This is a genomic window from Planococcus sp. 1R117A (assembly GCF_051417975.1).
Taxonomy (GTDB): Bacteria; Bacillota; Bacilli; order Bacillales_A; family Planococcaceae; genus Planococcus; species Planococcus shenhongbingii.
This window is the reverse complement of sequence record NZ_JBPRLO010000002.1, coordinates 120725-138430: the sequence shown is the minus strand read 5'-3', so window position 1 is coordinate 138430 and position 17706 is coordinate 120725. Positions and strand designations below refer to the sequence as shown.

Here is a 17706-nt window from a genome sequence, read left to right as displayed (position 1 = left end):
AAAAAATGTGTTTTATAACGAATAAACGTTTTTTTGCATATTAAGAATATCCATCACGTCATTGGCTGTTTCTTCAATCGCTTTATTCGATACATTAATGATCGGACAGCCGACCCGTTTCATGATTTTCTCAGCGTAATCCAATTCTTCTAAAATGCGGTCTAATTTGGCATAGGCGGCGTGCGGCTGCAGCCCCAGCTTTTTCAGCCTTTCCTTGCGAATGGCATTTAAACTATCCGGCTTGATGACTAGTCCGATGCATTTGCCTTTCGGAAGTTCAAAAAGCTCGGCAGGGGCAGGCACTTCTGGAACTAAGGGGATATTGGCTACTTTATAGCCTTTATAAGCCAAATACATCGATAAAGGCGTTTTCGATGTCCGGGACACGCCAATCAGCACAATATCCGCTTTGGCGATCCCTTCAGTATCACGGGCATCATCGTATTTAACAGCGAATTCAATCGCTTCGACTTTCTGGAAATACTTCTCATCCAGTTTCCGTGTAAGCCCCGGTTTATGGGCCGGTTCCCGTTTGTATTTTTTGATGAAAACATTCATAAGAGGCGACAGCAAATCAACAGCTTCAATGTTTTCCTCGTGTGCCCGCTTATTCAGATAGTCCTTCAGTTCATCAATCACAAAGGTATAAACAACAATCGAATCGTCTTTTTTTGCTTTTAAAATGATTTGTTCAATATCTGCTTCTGAACTGACATGCGAAGTTTGGCGGATTTCAAAATCTTTTTCAATGAATTGCGCGGCTACTGCTTTGACTACAAATTCAGCTGTTTCGCCAATTGAATCAGATAAGAGATAAACAATTTCTTTCTGGCTCATTCTGCATGCTCCTCCAGTTCATTTAATGGAATAAAAAAAATGCTCCGCTAAAAAGAAGAGCATTTTATTTTTTTAGAAATAAAATTCAACAATCATTCATTTATATTCAATGCATTTCTGCTGATGGCCAACCGTAAATCCAGCGGATAGATTTTAAACTAATGAGAACTCTTTCTCAAAAACTTTTTCCGCGGAAACGTATTCATAGCCAAGGTCTTTCGCTACTGCTTCATAAGTGATTTCCTTGTTGGCAACGTTCAATCCTTGTTTCAACGCGTCATTTTCAAGCATTGCTTTGTATAAGCCTTTGTTTGCGATTTGCAGCGCGTAAGGGACCGTAACATTTGTCAAAGCGATTGTAGACGTTCTTGGTACAGCGCCAGGCATGTTTGCTACTGCGTAATGAACGACACCGTGCTTGACATATGTCGGAGCGTCATGCGTTGTAATGTGGTCAACAGTTTCCACGATTCCACCTTGGTCAACAGCCACATCGACAATGACAGATCCCGGTTTCATCGCTTTGACCATTTCTTCTGTTACAAGCTTCGGCGCTTTGGCACCCGGAATAAGAACTGCTCCGATTAATAGGTCAGCTTCTGCCACGGCTTTAGCAATATTCAACGGATTGGACATCAAAGTTTGGATGTCATTGCCGAAAATGTCTTCCAACTGGCGCAAGCGATCAGCGCTTAAATCCATGATTGTCACTTTAGCTCCAAGGCCAACTGCGATTTTAGCCGCATTCATTCCAACAATTCCGCCGCCAATGATTGTCACTTTTCCGCGTTCCACTCCAGGAACCCCGCCTAAAAGAATGCCTTCGCCGCCATTTGTCTTCTGCAAGAACTGAGCACCGATTTGTGAAGCCATGCGTCCCGCTACTTCACTCATTGGAGTCAAAAGTGGAAGTGTACGGTTAACTGTAACTGTTTCATAAGCAAGGGCAATCACGCCTTTATCTATTAAGGCTTTTGCCAATTCCGGTTCTGCAGCAAGGTGAAGATATGTAAATAAAATCAAGCCTTCATGGAAATATGGGTATTCCTGTGGAAGCGGTTCCTTTACTTTCATGATCATATTGGACTGAGCCCATACATCTTTCGCGAGTTCAATGATTTGTGCACCTGCAGCCGAATAATCTTCGTCCGTGAATCCGCTTCCAATTCCAGCATCTTTTTCGATTAAAACTTGATGGCCAGATTTCAGGAATGAAACCACTCCACTTGGTGTAAGCGCTACACGGTTCTCGTTGTTTTTAATTTCCTTCGGCACTCCAATAATCATTTAAATCTTCCTCCTCAAATTATGTATTCTCAGCAGTATAAGATTTATTGCTTGTTTAAGTCATTCAAGAATGACTGCTAAGATTCTAGTCTAAGTATACGAAGTAAAACCTCGGACTTCATTAGACATAATGTTAAGTGCATACCCCTCTTCACAAGACAAAATGGTAATTCGTTTGAAAGTTTATTCTTTTTAGAGAGTTGAGACTTTAATGCATAATGATTTAGGTTCTTAAACTTTCGGAGAAGTATTCGTATTTTTATGTAGAGAAAAAACTCCACGAATTATAAATCGGTAGAGGTCAGCTTCTTGAGAAAGATAAAATTTGTACTAGTGATCCTTCCTTAACCGACGCCAACCAGCTGCGAAGACATTAGACGAAGCTTGCGAGGCCGTGTCTTGCACTATCATGTCTCGGAGCTAGCGAAGCGATGCAGAGAAAGTAAGGTTTTCTCCGCCGGTTGGCTCCATATCTGGAGAGCAGAAACAAAGAATAGAGAGCTTTCTCAAACAATCACTGGTTTTAGAAAATCACAAAAGGTGATAAAACAAAGTGGAAGGCGGCGACTTCTGCGGGCTTAGGCCGCACCCCGCGAAAAGCGTCCGCTCTGGAGCGAAATGGAAAAGGCTGTCGAGATTTTCTCGACAGCCTGACCTCCACGGATTATAAAACATATGAAGGAAATTGCGTTGCACATTGGAATTCGGTCATAGCGAAAGCCAACACTTTACGAATGCACAACTAAGTTCGAACATATAGGCCAGCAGTACACTCCCTTATTTCCAATAATTATTTGCCGCTGCTACAGTTTGGAAATGCGTGGCAACTACATGGGAAGCCATTGTGAGACTATCGGCATTTTCTGCGTACTCCGGCCTTAATCTTTCACGGACTTCTGCTGAAGTTTGAGTGTAAGCAACGCCTTTCCTTGCTAATGTAAGAGCAAGTTCAAAACCTTTTTGCGGAGTATCCGTCTGTAAGCTAGTGAGCCCATCTGGCATATACTCATCTCCTTTGATAGGGTAATGCCAATATACCTTTAAATTTCAAAATATTCAAATTAATACTTAAAATAGATGTTGTATTGCAGATTAACTGCATGAAAAACAGATTCCTGGAAAGGCTAAAAAATCCTGCAGATCCGTTTATTATCCATAATTTCTTCTATTGCCCGAGTTTACTGACCATATTAAAAAGGAATCATTCTCATAAATATTCCGGTTCCCCTAACTCAACAACGACGGATTTTTCAGCTTTCTCTGTTTCATCCCTGTCGAATAGCAACTCGATCACTCGGCCAGTTAAGTTCGGAACGATTTCATGTGAATAAGTGATTTCAGCTCTTTCCAGTTTTTTATGGGCATCTACGCCATACGGGCCAATATTGATGACAGGGATATTCAATTCCCGGATGTCTTCATAATTCACATAATGTTTTGTTCCCCATGCCGGATTGTTATTGGACAAGGCATGAATTCCTTTTTCGTCATCACTGACAGCTACAAAACTCATATCGGAAATGTGGGGAAAGAAGTTTCTAATGACAATCGGCTGCGCGTAAAATGGCTGAATTTCTTCAACAGCTTGATTCAAAGCGTTGATTAACGCCTCTTCTTGCGGTGTTTTTCCGGTTATTTCAATTCTTGGTGAGTACAAAGAAGAATAAAATAAAATGATGGCAGGAGATTTATCTTTCATCCATTTCCATGCTTCTTCCACCACTTTAACGGAAAACATCCTGGTGTCCAATTCATTGTTTTCTAGAAGAGTCTCTTTAATGTTGGCCATATGGGAAATAAACGCTGTGCCGTTTTCTCGGATCAACTCTTTTTCCATTTCTTCATAGCTCATTACTTTCGGTTTCCACGGGATACCCGGATACGGATCTCCACTCATGTTACAAAATTGCTTGTATCTTTTTTCATATGAAGACAGCGCATTCTCAAAAGCCATCAGTGCCTGCTCTTTTAATTTGCCCAATACATCTTTTGGAGTCCAGGAATGAACAAAGAAGTTAAAGTACACAAATGCGGATAAAGCCGTTTGGACGGTGTAGCTGGGCTTCAGATCAGTCTGTTTTAATGAAACGGGAGGCACAGTGATTTCGCCGAATGCTTCATCGCAAAGCTCCGGATTATAATTGATCTGCCTGGTCAGCTCAGCAGCGATAAAGTTGGGATCCAGCCCTTCAAAACAAGAGCCCACATGCGTTTCCGCTCCTGTGATAAAAAAGGAAGGAAGCAATTTCCCTACCGTTCCCCGGTAAATATATCGATTGGGGTCGTTTTCATGGCGGGGTGAAACAAAGTCTGCATTAATCGCTGCAATATAGTCAAATCCATATTCCTTTTTCCATTGCCTGAAAGTGGGCAATGCCGAAAGGATCCCATGTGAACCGTCTTCCTCATCGCATTCGGCCAAGAAAACAATATTGCCTTCCAATTCATCGGGATGCTCCGAATAATACTTCAGAAGATATATATTGCTGGCAACACCGCTCTTCATGTCCAGGACACCCCGTCCAAAAAGCCAGTCCGCCGACTCTACATGTTCTTTTGCGAAAGCGGGAAGCTGCTCGTCTTTAAGCCTCTCCTTCAACTTTACGGGATTGAAGGCATCTTCTTTCAACTTATTAAAATCCTCTACGCCGACTGTATCGAGGTGGCCCATCAATACGACTGTTCGGCGGCTCTCACTTTTTGTCCCTTTCACGAAAGCCAGTACATTGTATCTCTCCCGCTCATCTCCATGCGTTTGAGACAACTGGACATGATCCGGATTCGTTTTAAAGTAAGGAAAAGTTGAAATCAAGGCATGCATTGCTTTTGCAAGTTCCTTTTCGCCTTCAGTGTTCACAATGCTTTCTATTTCAACCAATTGTTTCGTAATAGCCAATACTTCATCGCGACAAGGTTTCATTGATGACGACTCCTTCAATTAGGTATTCAAAATTGTCCGTTAACTAAAGAATAACATAAACCACCATTTCCTCTGCCAAGCTTTTCTATCATTATTCAGCAAAAAACGATCACTGTGCTTTCCAGGCGCGTTCTTGATCTGCTGCATATTCAAAGAACACAGCGCCTCTGGCTGAAGTTCATGTTATATTGGAAAAAAATAAAAAAGGAGATGCGCTATGATAAAAATCAAGCGGGCCATCAGGAATGCATTGATCGCCTTATCAGCCGTCTTTCTGAGCGCCTGTGCACAGGAAGGCGCCAATCAAGCGACACTTGTGGCTTTAGGTGATTCCATTACTTACGGCGCCAACCTCGAAGACAGCGGCCGGTCGGCTTATCCGTATTTAATCGGCAATGATGCCGGATTCGAAGTGCATAACCTGGCTGTATCAGGCTGGCAAACCGCACAGGTCAAGGAAGCCCTTCGCGAAGACGAAGAATATCGGCAAAAGGTCGAAGACGCGGATGTCATTGCCATGACAATCGGCGCAAACGATTTACTGGAAATTCTCCGTCTTGCAGAAACTGAAAGTGCCGGTGACCCGGAACGGATGGAAGAAATCATGCGCCAAGAGCTCAGCAATGGCATTGTTTTTAGTGAAATCGGTAAACTCATTGAAGAAATCCAGTCACTGACAGACGCTCAAATCCTTCTTTATAATATTTACAACCCTTTTCCGCCTCACAGCAACATGCACCAAATCGGTGAAGCCCTTCTGCCCGAAGTGAACACCGCATTCCAGGAAGTTGCTGAAAGCTACGAGAACGTCTATCTGGCTGATGCCTATTCAGCTTTCCGCGACAAACAGGAAGACTATATTATTGCTGGCGATATTCACCCAACAGAAGAAGGACAGGCTGTACTTGCTGAAATCGGGCTGGAGGTTATTGAAACCGAGTAAAAAAGCATTGCGCAATCGGCAATGCTTTTTCACCTTTCTGGGTTTGATTTTATCGTTTTCATAAAAAACCTTTTGGCTAAGTCAATTTATTTAAACATAAATTTTATTTCACTTGTAAAGTCTATCACCGACTGCGTTGAATTCCTCCCGTATTACTATCGTATAGCTTGGATTGTGTTCATCACAGGAAGGTGAATTCTAAATAAACGGGGCAATTAAAGATACAAACTTGTCAATCCATCGTGATGACCACTTTCCCTTTAGCTTGCCCTTCTCCAAAATACCGGAGAGCATCAGCAGCCTTGAACAATGGATAGCTTTTATCGATAACAGGCACGATTTTGCCCCTTTCGAAAAGCTCTTTTATCACGTTTAAATCCTGTTGGTTTGGAAGATGGATGAGGATTCCCATCTTCTTTTTAGTCATTCGTGAAACCAATGGACCCAAAGATGCAAACTGAATAATTCGGGCCGTTGTGCCTCCAATTACTACATAGCGGCCTTTCGGTTTTAAAGAGCGTTTACAGTCGAAAATCGAGCGATTCGCGACAACGTCCAAGATCAAGTCATACTGCTCTCCATTTTCAGTGAAGTTTTCTTTTGTATAATCAATGACATGGTCTGCACCAATCGAACGCAGCATAGCCAATTTCCCTGAATTGTCCACAGCGGTCACTTCCGCACCAAACGATTTTGCGATTTGCAGCGCAAATGTACCGACTCCCCCGCCAGCGCCATTTAACAAAACTTTTTGGCCTTTGCTTATCCTTCCTTTATAGCGGAGCCCTTGCAAAGCGAGGACTGCTGCTTGAGGAATAGCAGCTGCCTGTTCGTTTGTCATGTGTGCTGACTTCATCGCTAAGACATCTTCTCGGACACATACATACTCGGCAAAACCGCCCCATCCGGCTCCTGAGATATCGCCAAATACCTCATCACCCGGCGAAAATTGCTTTACATTTCTGCCCGCCGCTGCGACCTGCCCTGCAATATCAGCACCAAGTATTTGGTATTTCGGTGTAAAAAGCCCTCCTATCCGGTTCACTAAAGGTTTCCCTCTTAAAAGATCCCAGTCCCATGAGTTCACGGATGCCGCGCAGACTTTTATCAGAACTTCATTGTCCTTAGGCAAAGGTTTTTCGACCTCTTTGAATCGAAGAACTTCAGGCAACCCATATTTCGTTGCTACAAGTGCTTTCATTTTGCAACTCTCCTTTTTAAGGCAGGCGCTTCAATTTCTGCGTTCACGGGAACAACTTCAGATATTTCTTTGGAATCAATCACATGGAAATCGTCAAGAACAAGGATGAGTTTGAATGGATTCGCCGAGATGTCATTGATCAGAGCCGTCGAAATCGGTTCGATTGGCGGTGGCTGCTGGAATTTGAGCAGTTCCGCTACGCCGGTTCCAAGGCCTTCCTTAATCGTCTGCAATGTAGCAATAAAGTAAGCCAAGAAGCGTATAGGGTCACTATCCCTTTTGTCCAGCGACAGCCATGCGACCTTTTGGCAGCAACCGGCTGCCAATTCGCTAATCAACGCCTTCTTGCCAAATCCAGCGGAGGCGGCGATATGCGTCAGCTTACGATTCACTCCAGCATTAAGCCGTTCAAACAGGAGTGGCCGCTGGACACTGTTTGGCCGTGGCTGTGGAATATAAGGTCCGGTTTATAAAATCTGAATATTCATAATTATATATTAACATGAAAACATTTTTCGTCCCATTAAGGTTTTTCCTTTAAACGAATACATCGATTACTATGGAAATTTCTTGAACAAAAATACAACCCCAAAATAAAAAATGAAGAAACCGAGACCACACAGTTTCTTCATTTTTACGATTATTGGATTACCTTATACCAGATTTCTACTTGGCGATTGGTTTCAATGGCCCAAGTTTTTCCAATCCGATTTCGAGTTCTTCCAAATGTTTAAACAGCTGAAGTCCTTTTCCGAGAAGGTTCGGGGCAATGGCAATCTGCAATTCTTCAAAAAGCCTGCTTTAAGCGGCTTTTATCAGCTTCCGGTTTAACTCCTCGAACGACTTGCTATAAATCATATTTGCAATGTTTTACTTCGAAGTTTATTCGCTTTAAGTCCTCTTTTTCTATATGCAACTTATGAATTTAAATGTTATATCTCAGCTTTCTTCAGAAGATGATTCTATAGGCACCGGCCATTAGTTCAAATAATAATCCACCAAAAGATAGCATCTATCTTTAGTCAATTGCCCTAAAGTGGAAAGGCGCTGTACTTCTTCAAACGAACCGCCTTTAAATTCAGAAGCAGCTAAATCCGCTTCATAGTCTCGGAAAAGAATCCAGTCTCTTTGCTCTTCCCGAAGCCTTGACATGTCTTCAGTGGACAACTGTTCTTTTAATACACCATATATTTCGTTTAGAGCATCATCCCATCTTTTTAAGGTTTCGGCTTCTCCTTCAAGCATTTGCGATGTAACGCCGTCTGCATATAGATATTCTAAATCACTTAATCCGATTTCGATTTGAGCCAATTTGTTTAAATAATGCGTTTTCAAGCTTGTATCCTGCTCTTTTAGTGCTTTTTCTGTTGTCAGAGCTGTTTCTTTCCCGTCTTTTTTCTTTTCATCATCTGCCGTCTTTTGAACCGCGACACTTATTTCAGAGGATAAACTACTGATTTCTTCCGAATGGTCTTCTAGTGCAGCTTTCAATTTTTCATCTTTTTGCAACGCCTCTATTTTTGCTTGAGCTTCTTGAAACTCCTGGTTTGCTAATAAAAGATCGATTTCCTTTATTTTTTCAGAGACGGCTTTTTCATTGTTCTGGTTTGCCAATGCTAGTCGGCTGATGTTTTTCAGTTCTTGCGCAATTGAATAAGGCAAGCCTTCTTCTTTTTCCATCTCTTCCGTCCTCTTTAACACTACATCCCACACTTTTTCGTCCATCGCCTTATTCACTTCTTCAAGTTCTTCCAGATATGTGTGTATAGCTAGCGCTTTTTCATCTTTGGGTTTTTCTTCTAAAGCTAATTTCGACAATGCCATGGCCTCATCGAATTCTCGATTTGCCAATGCCACTTTCGCATTCTCCATTGCTTTGTCATATGTACTGCTGCCACATCCAGCAAGAAGCATAATCGCAGCGATAAGTATTGTTATCTTTTTCATAAAATCCTCCAGGTATTTGTTTGTAAGAAAGAAAATTTATATCAGCTTCATTTAATTATGACTGTTTGATTGTTCAATAAACATACACCAGCCATCTTCGAAATCAGTCGACTTCATTGAAGATGGCTGGTTCATTTTTTATATTATTAATTTTTAGAATTTAGATAGAGGACATCTCAAGACCATTAAAAATAATCTTGGGATGCCCTCTATTTGCATTATTATTAAAAAGTTTTTTTATCGTTCACAAGCAATTAAATCTTTATCACGATCTCTTGATTTATTGGCATCGTAAAGTGCTTTTGAAACATATGGCTTGTAATTGGTTTTTCCGCCTTTGTTCTTCACTTTAGACGTTCTGGCAATTCCACCTTTATAATCTTTGTTTAAGGCTTTGCAGTTAGCATAAGTTTTAGTTTTAGCATCAACAGACTCAACTGGAGCGACACTATATGTAAAACTGAATGCGATTGTTGCAGATAATAAAACCATCGTTAATTTTTTCATCACTGTTCCTCTTTTCATGAATGATTTTTGTCTTCTATTGATTAAAAATGAGTAAATAAAGATTTAATTAATACTTCTAACAAAGACTTTTCAACTATATCAGAATTAGTATATTTATCCTATAGTTTTGAATGAAATTTTTACAATTGTTTTAGATAAGAAAAGTAACGTTTGTACTGTCATAATTTTAAACCTTATTAAACAGATAGGTAGACAGTCAAAAAAAGGAGAAGCATAGGAATAGTACGCTCACTTTCGAGAAAGACTTTTAGAGCAGCAGTACTTTCAATAATCCTGTTAGATTTCTTCACTTTTCCGTCAACTGCCACTACCTAATCGGCTCAATCCAGAGATCATCCAACTAAACTTAAAGACTCTACAACGCTCTCGTCTGATCGAAGTAAAAATCCCTGCCCCGCGTTCCATAGACTCCTGGCGCTTCACGTCTTCTTCAAACTATTCAGGACCGTGCCATCTTTCTCCAGCACATTCAGCAGCCAAACGATTGCTTATACCTTCAACAACCATATCATCCGATACTGGCCAACTTTGACTTGTGGCTTCACTGTATAACCTTTATTCAGAATTGTGTAGCCTTGTATATTGAAAAAAAGATTATTACAAAAAGTCCTTAATGAAATATCCATAACATAAGATCATACCGAAGAAACGTTACCAAAAATAAAATAGCCCTACCTTAAAGGAAGGGCAATTTCGGATAGTATTCAATACACTTTCTCTTCAATCTTTTCTTTCACTTCATCTTGCTTCACAATCTTCTTAATTGCCTGGTCCATCTTTTCAATTTCTACGGTGGGATTCTTCCACCAGTTCCGGCTCCAAATGCGCTCGATTGTCCAGCCTCTGCTTTCCAAAAATCGTTGGCGGTAAATGTCACGTTCTTTGGCGTTTTTCGAACTATGGTACATAGCACCATCGCATTCGATCCCCATTATATATCGGGAAGGATCGTTTGGATGTACAACTGCCAAGTCAATTCGGTAACCTGACATTCCAACTTGGGTTTGTACATCGTAGCCAAGCGACCGTAGTTTTGCATATACCTGCTCTTCGAATGGTGAATCGAATTGCAATGCTTGCTTTGAAACGCTGGTATTGCCGAGCTCATTTACTTCCTGTATCACTTCTTGCACTCTTTCCAATTGTCCATTGGATACAGCTCTCGCATATTTTAAATAGCTTTTAAAGAGGCGAGGGCCATTGCTCTTAGAACTTGCAACATCCAGTTCTTCTGGTTCGATGCTGCTGATGACAATCGTTTTTTCTTTTGCCCGGGTCACTGCCACATTCAAACGGTTTTCTCCGCCTTCCTGGTTCAATGAGCCAAAGCGGTTGTAAACCCGCCCTTCCTCATTGCGTCCGTATCCTACAGAGAAAAGAATGATATCCCGTTCGTCACCTTGGACATTTTCAATGTTTTTCACAAAGATTCTTTCATCCAAGTCCTTGCTCATCACTTCCCCGTACAAAGCCCCGAACTCCATGTCATCCATCGTTTCTTGTTCCAGAATGTCCTGGATTTTTGTCTGCTGGGTGCTATTGAACGTTATAATACCAATTGATTTATTCAAATCATCCATTAAAAGCTGCTTGATGGTTCGAACAACTTCCACCGCTTCAACTTCATTTGCCCGGTCAATCCATCTGCCATTATCTACTTTAATCCACTGCATCGCAGGCGGTTCTTTAAATGGCTGCACGTTAGGAGATATCTGGATGGCCCCATTGTAAAAAGCGTGGTTTGAAAAATTGATCAGTTCTTCATATTTCGAACGATAATGCCATTGAAGCGTTTTTTCATCAAATCTTCTTTTCGCCAGATTTAATAGACTAGCAGAATCATTTGAAAGAAAATCTTCTTCATCTTCATCATTTTCAATGGTTGATTGGAACATGTTTGAAGGCGGCAGCTGCATTTCATCTCCTGCAACAATCACTTGTTTAGCCCGGTAAATGGATGGCAGCCCGTTTTCCACCGTACATTGCGATGCTTCATCAAAAATGACCAAGTCAAACAGTTCTTCGCTGAGCGGAAAAATTGAAGATACGATATCAGGTGAAGCGAGCCAAACAGGAGCCACTTCCATTAATCCCGATTCCGCGTATTTTTCCATCAGTTTGCGTACCGGCCAAACTGATCGGCTCTTGCCAGTTTGATGCTTTATTTCCTTCAGATTCTTACCGGAATTTTCCTGAATTTTGTATAACCCATAATTCAAATCACTGATCAAGTGCTTCCGGGAAAGCTCTTTCTTTTGTTCCACTAATTCTTCAAATGAAGATTGAATTCTATCGTATTCTGAATTTGAAACTTTTCGGACGTTAGGGAATTTCTTCTCCGCGCTATCAATCCACACCAGGTAAACCGACTCGCGGACAGTTTCTTCCCATTTAGCAGGTAAATTTTCAAATCCTATTTGTTTCGTTTTTTCTGTTAAAAGATTGATTATTTGATTCACAGTCGGTGTGCATTCTTTTTTAAACTGGTCCATATGCTGGAGCTCGTCGAAATCGGAATGCAAGTATTCCAGAAACAGTTCCAGTTCTTTCGTTGGCAAAGCACCTTCTGCAACCATCTGTTTATATTGCTCAATGACTGCTGGCTCCAGAAAACGGCCCAATACTTTCAATTCCGTTTTTATTTCATTTGTAATTTTTGCTACTTCGTTCATGATCAATAAGCTTTTCTTGATTTTTAACCATTCCGGAGATTTTACTCCCGGAAACTTATTGCCTTCATTCAAGCCTTCAATTATCTGTTTTCCTGAAAAAGAAGTCCAAAACCAGATACGAAGCCCTTGAAGAGATTTAGCCTGATCATCCGTTAAGTCGGGTTGGATTTTTTGCAATTCGGTTTGTATTTGCCAGGTATAGGCAGGAGTAATGTCTTTATGATCAAGACTTGAAAGATAAGCATCTGCTTGTTTTGTCTGCTTTATCAAATGTTCCATTCTGCCAATAAAATCCGCTTTGTCTTTCATGCCGAAGTTCGCGAAAGACAGACGATTTTTCAATGGATAGGAATCATGGCCGAACCGTTCATACCATTCCGCGTAAGTATATACTTGAGCAAGGATATCTTCCAATCCATCTATTTGTAAGCGTCCGGCAATATCCTGAATATCGATATATGAAAAAGCATCCTCTGTTTTCTTCGCCTTGCTGTAAAGTTCATATAGAGACATCCCAAAATGATTTTTTGTATGAAGTCCGATTGCAATGCTATTTAGCATGGCTTCTTGTTCTTCAAGCTTTTGTGAAGCGGAAATCAACTTTTCTTTTGAGTCTACTGCAAAATCGGCTGACCACGATAAAGAATCGTTGATTTTAGCGTATAAAGATTTCCGGTCATGATTCTCATCATGGATGAGGGCCGTGAAATCTGAAAGACCAAGGCCTTGCAGCCGTTGGTACACCACATCAAGCGCCGCTCTTTTTTGGCAGACGACCAGAATTTTCTTCTTATGATGAAGCGCATCCGTAATCAGATTCACTATCACTTGAGATTTCCCTGTTCCAGGAGGGCCATGGACAGCCAATCCCTTTTTATACCTTGCTTGGTTAAGAATCTCTTCCTGTGATCCATCCGTATCTAATAGATACAGCCGGTCAAATTCACGAAGTTCTTTTTGAGCCTGCTCTTCAACACCCCAGTCACTTTCACCAACCGCTTGATCTTCCGGATTCAACAATTCGCCAATCAATGAGAGATTGCTGTTTTCACTTAGCTTAATCAGCTGGTCGTAATCTCTTACCAGTGAAGAACTTCCTTGTGGGAAATGGCCGATAATTGCATTTTTTAGCAAAGTAAAGGAACTTTTTGGAGGAATATCATCTTTCTTGTATTCCTTAAGTGGAGTGTATCCGCTATCGGGAAAATTTACGTTTATATTAACTTCCGACAAGTAAGAGATGATATCCTCTTCGTTTTTCAATGCTTCACTTGAAGCCCGCTCCATCCATTCTTCTGGAATGCGAATCTGATCAATTTTATTGAAAGCCAAAAACAAGGTTCTGTTTATAATCGGCTCTCCTTCATCTCTTTTCAAAATAAGCTCTTTTCGGTTTATAGCCGCTTTTTCCAATCTTACTGGGTAGAGGAACAAAGGTGCCTGAAAAAAAGTTCCGTCGCTAAATGTCCCTGACACAAAAGGAGCACCCAAGTAAAAATCATAAATTCCTGTTTCATCTTCAATACCCTTCATATTACGGTAAAGCGTTGTTAGTTTTCTGGAAATAGAAGTATCAAGTTCCTCGTCTTTAGTCAGAAGAGAAAAGGACTTTGCAGAACTCTTCTTCATTCCATTAACAATATCTTCAGCGACTTCACTTGAAGTTTTGGTTAAATCATAGCTCCATTTATCGTATAGTTTTAAAAGGCGGATTGACCTGTTGCGCTTGCTTATGTTATTCAGTTTGTCTCTCATATGTATTAGTTCTTCTTTCATATATACACCTCTTTATTCTGAACATCTTTTATAATAAAATTACGGATGATCGATTTATTATTAATAAATTTTATTGCTTTCTCAAGCGCTGTAGTGGGTCCCAGCGGAAGCATCTCTCTGAGCACTCATTTCAAAAGGAAAGCATTTATATCCACTATCAATCAATTGACAATCTTAGTATGATTTTTCTTCTTTTATTCCTAATACTACCAACGAATGGACGTTTAGACAAGACGACGGTTAGGGTCGTAAGAAGTTTCTTCTATAATCACATGAACTTTGTAATAAGCTAGCTTCCTAGGTCTTTACTTCCAGCTCACTTCTGTAGATTATCTATTTAATTCATGTCTATTTGTATACTGACGACTGATAATCAAACAAAAACCGCATCTGGAATCTTACTCATCTCCTGCACGCGGTCTTTCGTGGAAAATGGCATTAAAAAATCCGCAGCCATAACGGCTGCGGATTTCTGATTCTTGATCTTATATTCGTTACTATTAAACTTTCACAACCGATTGAACTGCTTGAATCAACCGAAATAGTTGAGTTGCCGTAGTGCGCAGATTACTATAGGCAATGTTTGAATTCATTGCTTCTTCCAGCGACATGGGCGCATTCATAATAGAGAAATAGGAAGTGATACCAAGTTTGTTTAATGCCACTGTTTCTTCCGTGATGCCGCCTGCAAGTGCAATGACAGGAATCCCCTGCTTTTGGGCAAGCTGCGCTACTCCGAGAGGAGCTTTGCCCATGGAAGTCTGGCCGTCCAGCTTTCCTTCGCCTGTAATGACAAAATCCGCGCCTTCCATGCTTTTTTCCATATCGATAATCTCCAACACTAGATCGATTCCAGATTGCAGTTGGCCATTCAAGAAACCGGAGAAAGCAGCGCCTAATCCACCAGCAGCTCCTGCTCCATCAATCTGGTTGATATCTACCCCAAGTGCATTCTGGACAATATCTGCAAAGTGTCTAAGCCCTTCATCCAGCTGTTTCACTATTTCCGGTGTCGCTCCTTTTTGCGGCCCGAAAATGTACGCTGCGCCCATTGGACCGTAGAGAGGATTTTTAACATCACAAGCGATTCTGAATGTGCATTCTTTCAATATCACGTTCACATGCTCCAGATCCAACTTACAGATATCCGTGAGCGCTTGTCCGTCTACTCCAACTTCTTCGTTGTGCTGGTTATAAAAGCGGAAGCCCAATGCTTGCAGCATGCCAATCCCTGCATCATTTGTAGCGCTGCCGCCAAGGCCGATGACAAACTCTCGGCAGCCTTTATCGATGGCATCTGCAATGAGTTCCCCCACGCCGTATGTGGTCGTTAGCAAGGGATTCCGTTGATTATTAGGGACAAGCGGCAGCCCGCAGGCGGCAGCTGTTTCGATAACCGCCGTTTTTCCGTCGCCTAAAATACCGTAGACAGCTGTTACTTTTTCTTTTAAAGGTCCCATTACTTCTTTTTCGACCAAGTTCCCATCCGTTGCTCTTATCAAGGCTTCAACTGTACCTTCCCCGCCATCCGCTAAGGGAAGTGTCACAATCTGCGCTTGGGGATAAACTTCTTTGATGCCTGCTGAAATCGCTTCGCTTCCTTCTATAGAAGAAATGCTGCCTTTAAACGAATCGATTGCTATCAAAACTTTCAACTTTATCGCCTCCTTCACTTCCATAGAATGACAGTTCCTTATGCGATTGATTATATCCCTTTGCTTCTATATGAAGCAAAATTTTTATTCTACAGCGGCAATGATCCGGTTAATATATAGACGCCCAGGTAGATGAAGATAATGGGCCATGCGTAGAAGATATAGGTTTTTTGAAAGTCGATGAAATTCACTTCGGTGGAAGCGACTAACATATAAAGAGCGGGAATGACGGGTGAAATCAACCGGAAAGCCTGCCCTACCATAGAAGCTACAGCCGCTTCGCTGGAAGTAATTCCGTATTGCCCCATGACGTCTGCCATAACTCCTGCAATCCCGAAGTAAAAGGCATCTTGCGGCAGAAATGTAATGGCTGGCGCTGCCATTAATGCGTAAATTGGCGCCATATTGGAACCAAGCGCTTCTGGAATAAGGCCCGTAATCGATGTTGCTAAAGCAGCTGACATCCCGCTGCCAGTCAATACGCCGGAAAAGACTCCGGCAGCCAATGTGGCCAAAGCGGGCGCCAAAGAATCGGCTGCCAAGGCATCAAGACGTTCGTTGATCAGATTGGCAGAACGATAGTTTACCGTAAGCGCAATCGCGGCACCTATCCCGAATAATACGCCGCCGTGTGCAAGATCCATCAATAGCAGAGCGAGAATAACCAGTGTTAAAAGCAGGTTGAAGGCATACAGTTTCGGCCTTTTCAGCTCCGGATCTTTCAGGCGGATGGCATCCAGCATGATTTCCATTTGTTCCGGCGAAATCTCTTTAGCGGTCTTCGGATCAAAGTTTAAACGTTTTCTTTCTTTTTTCCCGATATAATAGGCCATCAATATAGCAAATACTTCAGCAAGCAGCATGCCTGGCAATAATTTTGCAAACAACTCACTGATATTGACATTCATGGCTGTTGCCGCCGCAATTGTCGGGCCGCCCCATGGCAGCTGATTAAAAATTCCAATCGGCGTAACAATAATGACGGCTAAATACATCAGCTTGATATTCATTTGCTTATAAAGCTGAAGGAACGCAGCGACACAAATAATAATGGTTGTCGTCGTATCCCCATTCATCGTGACCACGGTTGCCGTCAAAACTGTAGCAATGGTCACTTTCAACGGATCCCCTTTTGCTTTCCGGATAAAGAATTTGCAGAGAGGGTCAAACAAACCGACGTTCAACATAATCCCGAAGTAAAGTACCGCAAACAAGATGACAATAGCAGGAGAAATAACCCCCATAGATACTTCCCCTGTTTCTTCGTCTACTTTAAATAGAATCCCTTCTTTGATCCATTCGAAAAGATCAAATATAGAAGCCCCCGTAAAGAATGTGGCGATTGCTCCAAAAACAAACGGTACAATAGTCAGCGCCCCGAATACGGTTAATTTGTTTTTGGATAACAGTACGATGAATACTACGATCATTAATAAAGCTAATATTGTCAACATACAAACCATCCCCCTTAGAATCCTTTGTTTTACATGCCCCTTTATAAAATTGATTGCTGGTTTCATTAAAAACCCGAGCTGAGTTGATGAAATTCTTTTTAAGAAAGCGAATTTGAAAACGCATACATTATTAGTTTCAAAAAGTAAAACTTAGATAAAACTCAGACCCAATCATATTTTAGTTGCTTTTATCTCCTCCTTCTTTCAATGTGGCCATGAAATGATACGAGAGAGTTAACCTTCTCGAATTGTATGATAATGTATACGTTAGTGTCAATAGTTTTTCTGAATATTTATTTAATATAAACAGAAAGATGAGATTAGAAAAACTTGAACATTATTAATCACATTATTACCAAGGCTTAATAACCTCCTTTAATCTTTTGCACTTATAGAAGAAACTATAATTTATTCAAAATAGTCTAATTAATTGTTGACACTAACGTATACATTGATTAATATGAGGACTATAAGATTCATATTAAA

Annotated in this window: 12 protein-coding genes; 1 reads left to right on the top strand and 11 read right to left on the bottom strand. The window is 41.2% G+C overall.

Annotated elements, in window-relative coordinates; translation table 11 throughout:
* Positions 1-12: 12 nt before the first annotated feature.
* The 4 genes from ACSFXN_RS06120 to ACSFXN_RS06105 form a co-directional block, all read right to left on the bottom strand.
* Positions 13-837: a pyruvate, water dikinase regulatory protein gene (locus ACSFXN_RS06120; RefSeq protein ID WP_437149315.1), complete on the bottom strand. Its 825-nt coding sequence runs from the start codon at positions 835-837 to the stop codon at positions 13-15.
* Between the two features lie 153 nt (positions 838-990).
* On the bottom strand, positions 991-2124 hold the full coding sequence (ald, locus tag ACSFXN_RS06115; protein ID WP_300989206.1) for an alanine dehydrogenase: 1134 nt from the start codon (positions 2122-2124) through the stop codon (positions 991-993).
* A 777-nt stretch (positions 2125-2901) separates the two neighbouring features.
* On the bottom strand, positions 2902-3126 hold the full coding sequence (locus ACSFXN_RS06110; protein ID WP_437149314.1) for a hexameric tyrosine-coordinated heme protein: 225 nt from the start codon (positions 3124-3126) through the stop codon (positions 2902-2904).
* A 205-nt stretch (positions 3127-3331) separates the two neighbouring features.
* Positions 3332-5044 (bottom strand): M20/M25/M40 family metallo-hydrolase, encoded by a 1713-nt coding sequence (locus ACSFXN_RS06105; RefSeq protein WP_437149313.1) that lies wholly within the window; start codon positions 5042-5044, stop codon positions 3332-3334.
* 217 nt (positions 5045-5261) lie between these two features.
* Here ACSFXN_RS06105 and ACSFXN_RS06100 point away from each other — a divergent pair, with 217 nt between their 5' ends.
* Entirely contained in the window at positions 5262-5987 is a 726-nt protein-coding gene (locus ACSFXN_RS06100; protein ID WP_437149312.1) for a GDSL-type esterase/lipase family protein, read from the top strand.
* A 232-nt stretch (positions 5988-6219) separates the two neighbouring features.
* On the opposite strand, the gene ACSFXN_RS06095 is transcribed toward ACSFXN_RS06100, so the two are convergent.
* From ACSFXN_RS06095 to ACSFXN_RS06065, 7 genes are all read right to left on the bottom strand, one after another.
* Entirely contained in the window at positions 6220-7188 is a 969-nt protein-coding gene (locus ACSFXN_RS06095) for an NAD(P)-dependent alcohol dehydrogenase (protein ID WP_437149311.1), read from the bottom strand.
* Positions 7185-7580, bottom strand: coding sequence for a hypothetical protein (locus ACSFXN_RS06090; protein ID WP_437149310.1), 396 nt, complete (start codon positions 7578-7580; stop codon positions 7185-7187). Before ACSFXN_RS06090 ends, ACSFXN_RS06095 begins: the two co-directional genes overlap by 4 nt.
* 586 nt (positions 7581-8166) lie before the next feature.
* The gene (locus ACSFXN_RS06085; RefSeq protein WP_437149309.1) at positions 8167-9135 is read right to left on the bottom strand and encodes a lysozyme inhibitor LprI family protein; all 969 of its coding nucleotides are present in this window, start codon (positions 9133-9135) and stop codon (positions 8167-8169) included.
* A gap of 237 nt (positions 9136-9372) precedes the next feature.
* A complete protein-coding gene (locus tag ACSFXN_RS06080) occupies positions 9373-9642 on the bottom strand; it encodes an excalibur calcium-binding domain-containing protein (protein ID WP_437149308.1) in 270 nt (89 codons plus the stop codon).
* Positions 9643-10367: 725 nt separating this feature from the next.
* Positions 10368-14111 carry an AAA domain-containing protein gene (locus ACSFXN_RS06075; protein WP_437149307.1) on the bottom strand — a complete coding sequence of 1248 codons (3744 nt, stop codon included), beginning with the start codon at positions 14109-14111 and terminating at the stop codon, positions 10368-10370.
* 500 nt (positions 14112-14611) lie between these two features.
* Positions 14612-15766: a glycerate kinase gene (locus ACSFXN_RS06070; protein WP_437149306.1), complete on the bottom strand. Its 1155-nt coding sequence runs from the start codon at positions 15764-15766 to the stop codon at positions 14612-14614.
* Positions 15767-15855: 89 nt separating this feature from the next.
* A complete protein-coding gene (locus ACSFXN_RS06065) occupies positions 15856-17220 on the bottom strand; it encodes a citrate:proton symporter (protein ID WP_437149305.1) in 1365 nt (454 codons plus the stop codon).
* Positions 17221-17706: the final 486 nt, after the last annotated feature.

Excerpts from the sequence above, each read along its gene's own strand:
- ACSFXN_RS06110 (WP_437149314.1), bottom strand. The coding sequence starts at position 3,126 with ATGCCAGATGGGCTCACTAGCTTACAGACGGATACTCCGCAAAAAGGT.
- ACSFXN_RS06080 (WP_437149308.1), bottom strand. The coding sequence starts at position 9,642 with ATGAAAAAATTAACGATGGTTTTATTATCTGCAACAATCGCATTCAGT.
- ACSFXN_RS06065 (WP_437149305.1), bottom strand. The coding sequence starts at position 17,220 with ATGTTGACAATATTAGCTTTATTAATGATCGTAGTATTCATCGTACTG.
- ACSFXN_RS06105 (WP_437149313.1), bottom strand. The coding sequence starts at position 5,044 with ATGAAACCTTGTCGCGATGAAGTATTGGCTATTACGAAACAATTGGTT.
- ACSFXN_RS06095 (WP_437149311.1), bottom strand. The coding sequence starts at position 7,188 with ATGAAAGCACTTGTAGCAACGAAATATGGGTTGCCTGAAGTTCTTCGA.
- ACSFXN_RS06120 (WP_437149315.1), bottom strand. The coding sequence starts at position 837 with ATGAGCCAGAAAGAAATTGTTTATCTCTTATCTGATTCAATTGGCGAA.
- ACSFXN_RS06085 (WP_437149309.1), bottom strand. The coding sequence starts at position 9,135 with ATGAAAAAGATAACAATACTTATCGCTGCGATTATGCTTCTTGCTGGA.
- ACSFXN_RS06075 (WP_437149307.1), bottom strand. The coding sequence starts at position 14,111 with ATGAAAGAAGAACTAATACATATGAGAGACAAACTGAATAACATAAGC.
- ald (WP_300989206.1), bottom strand. The coding sequence starts at position 2,124 with ATGATTATTGGAGTGCCGAAGGAAATTAAAAACAACGAGAACCGTGTA.
- ACSFXN_RS06100 (WP_437149312.1), top strand. The coding sequence starts at position 5,262 with ATGATAAAAATCAAGCGGGCCATCAGGAATGCATTGATCGCCTTATCA.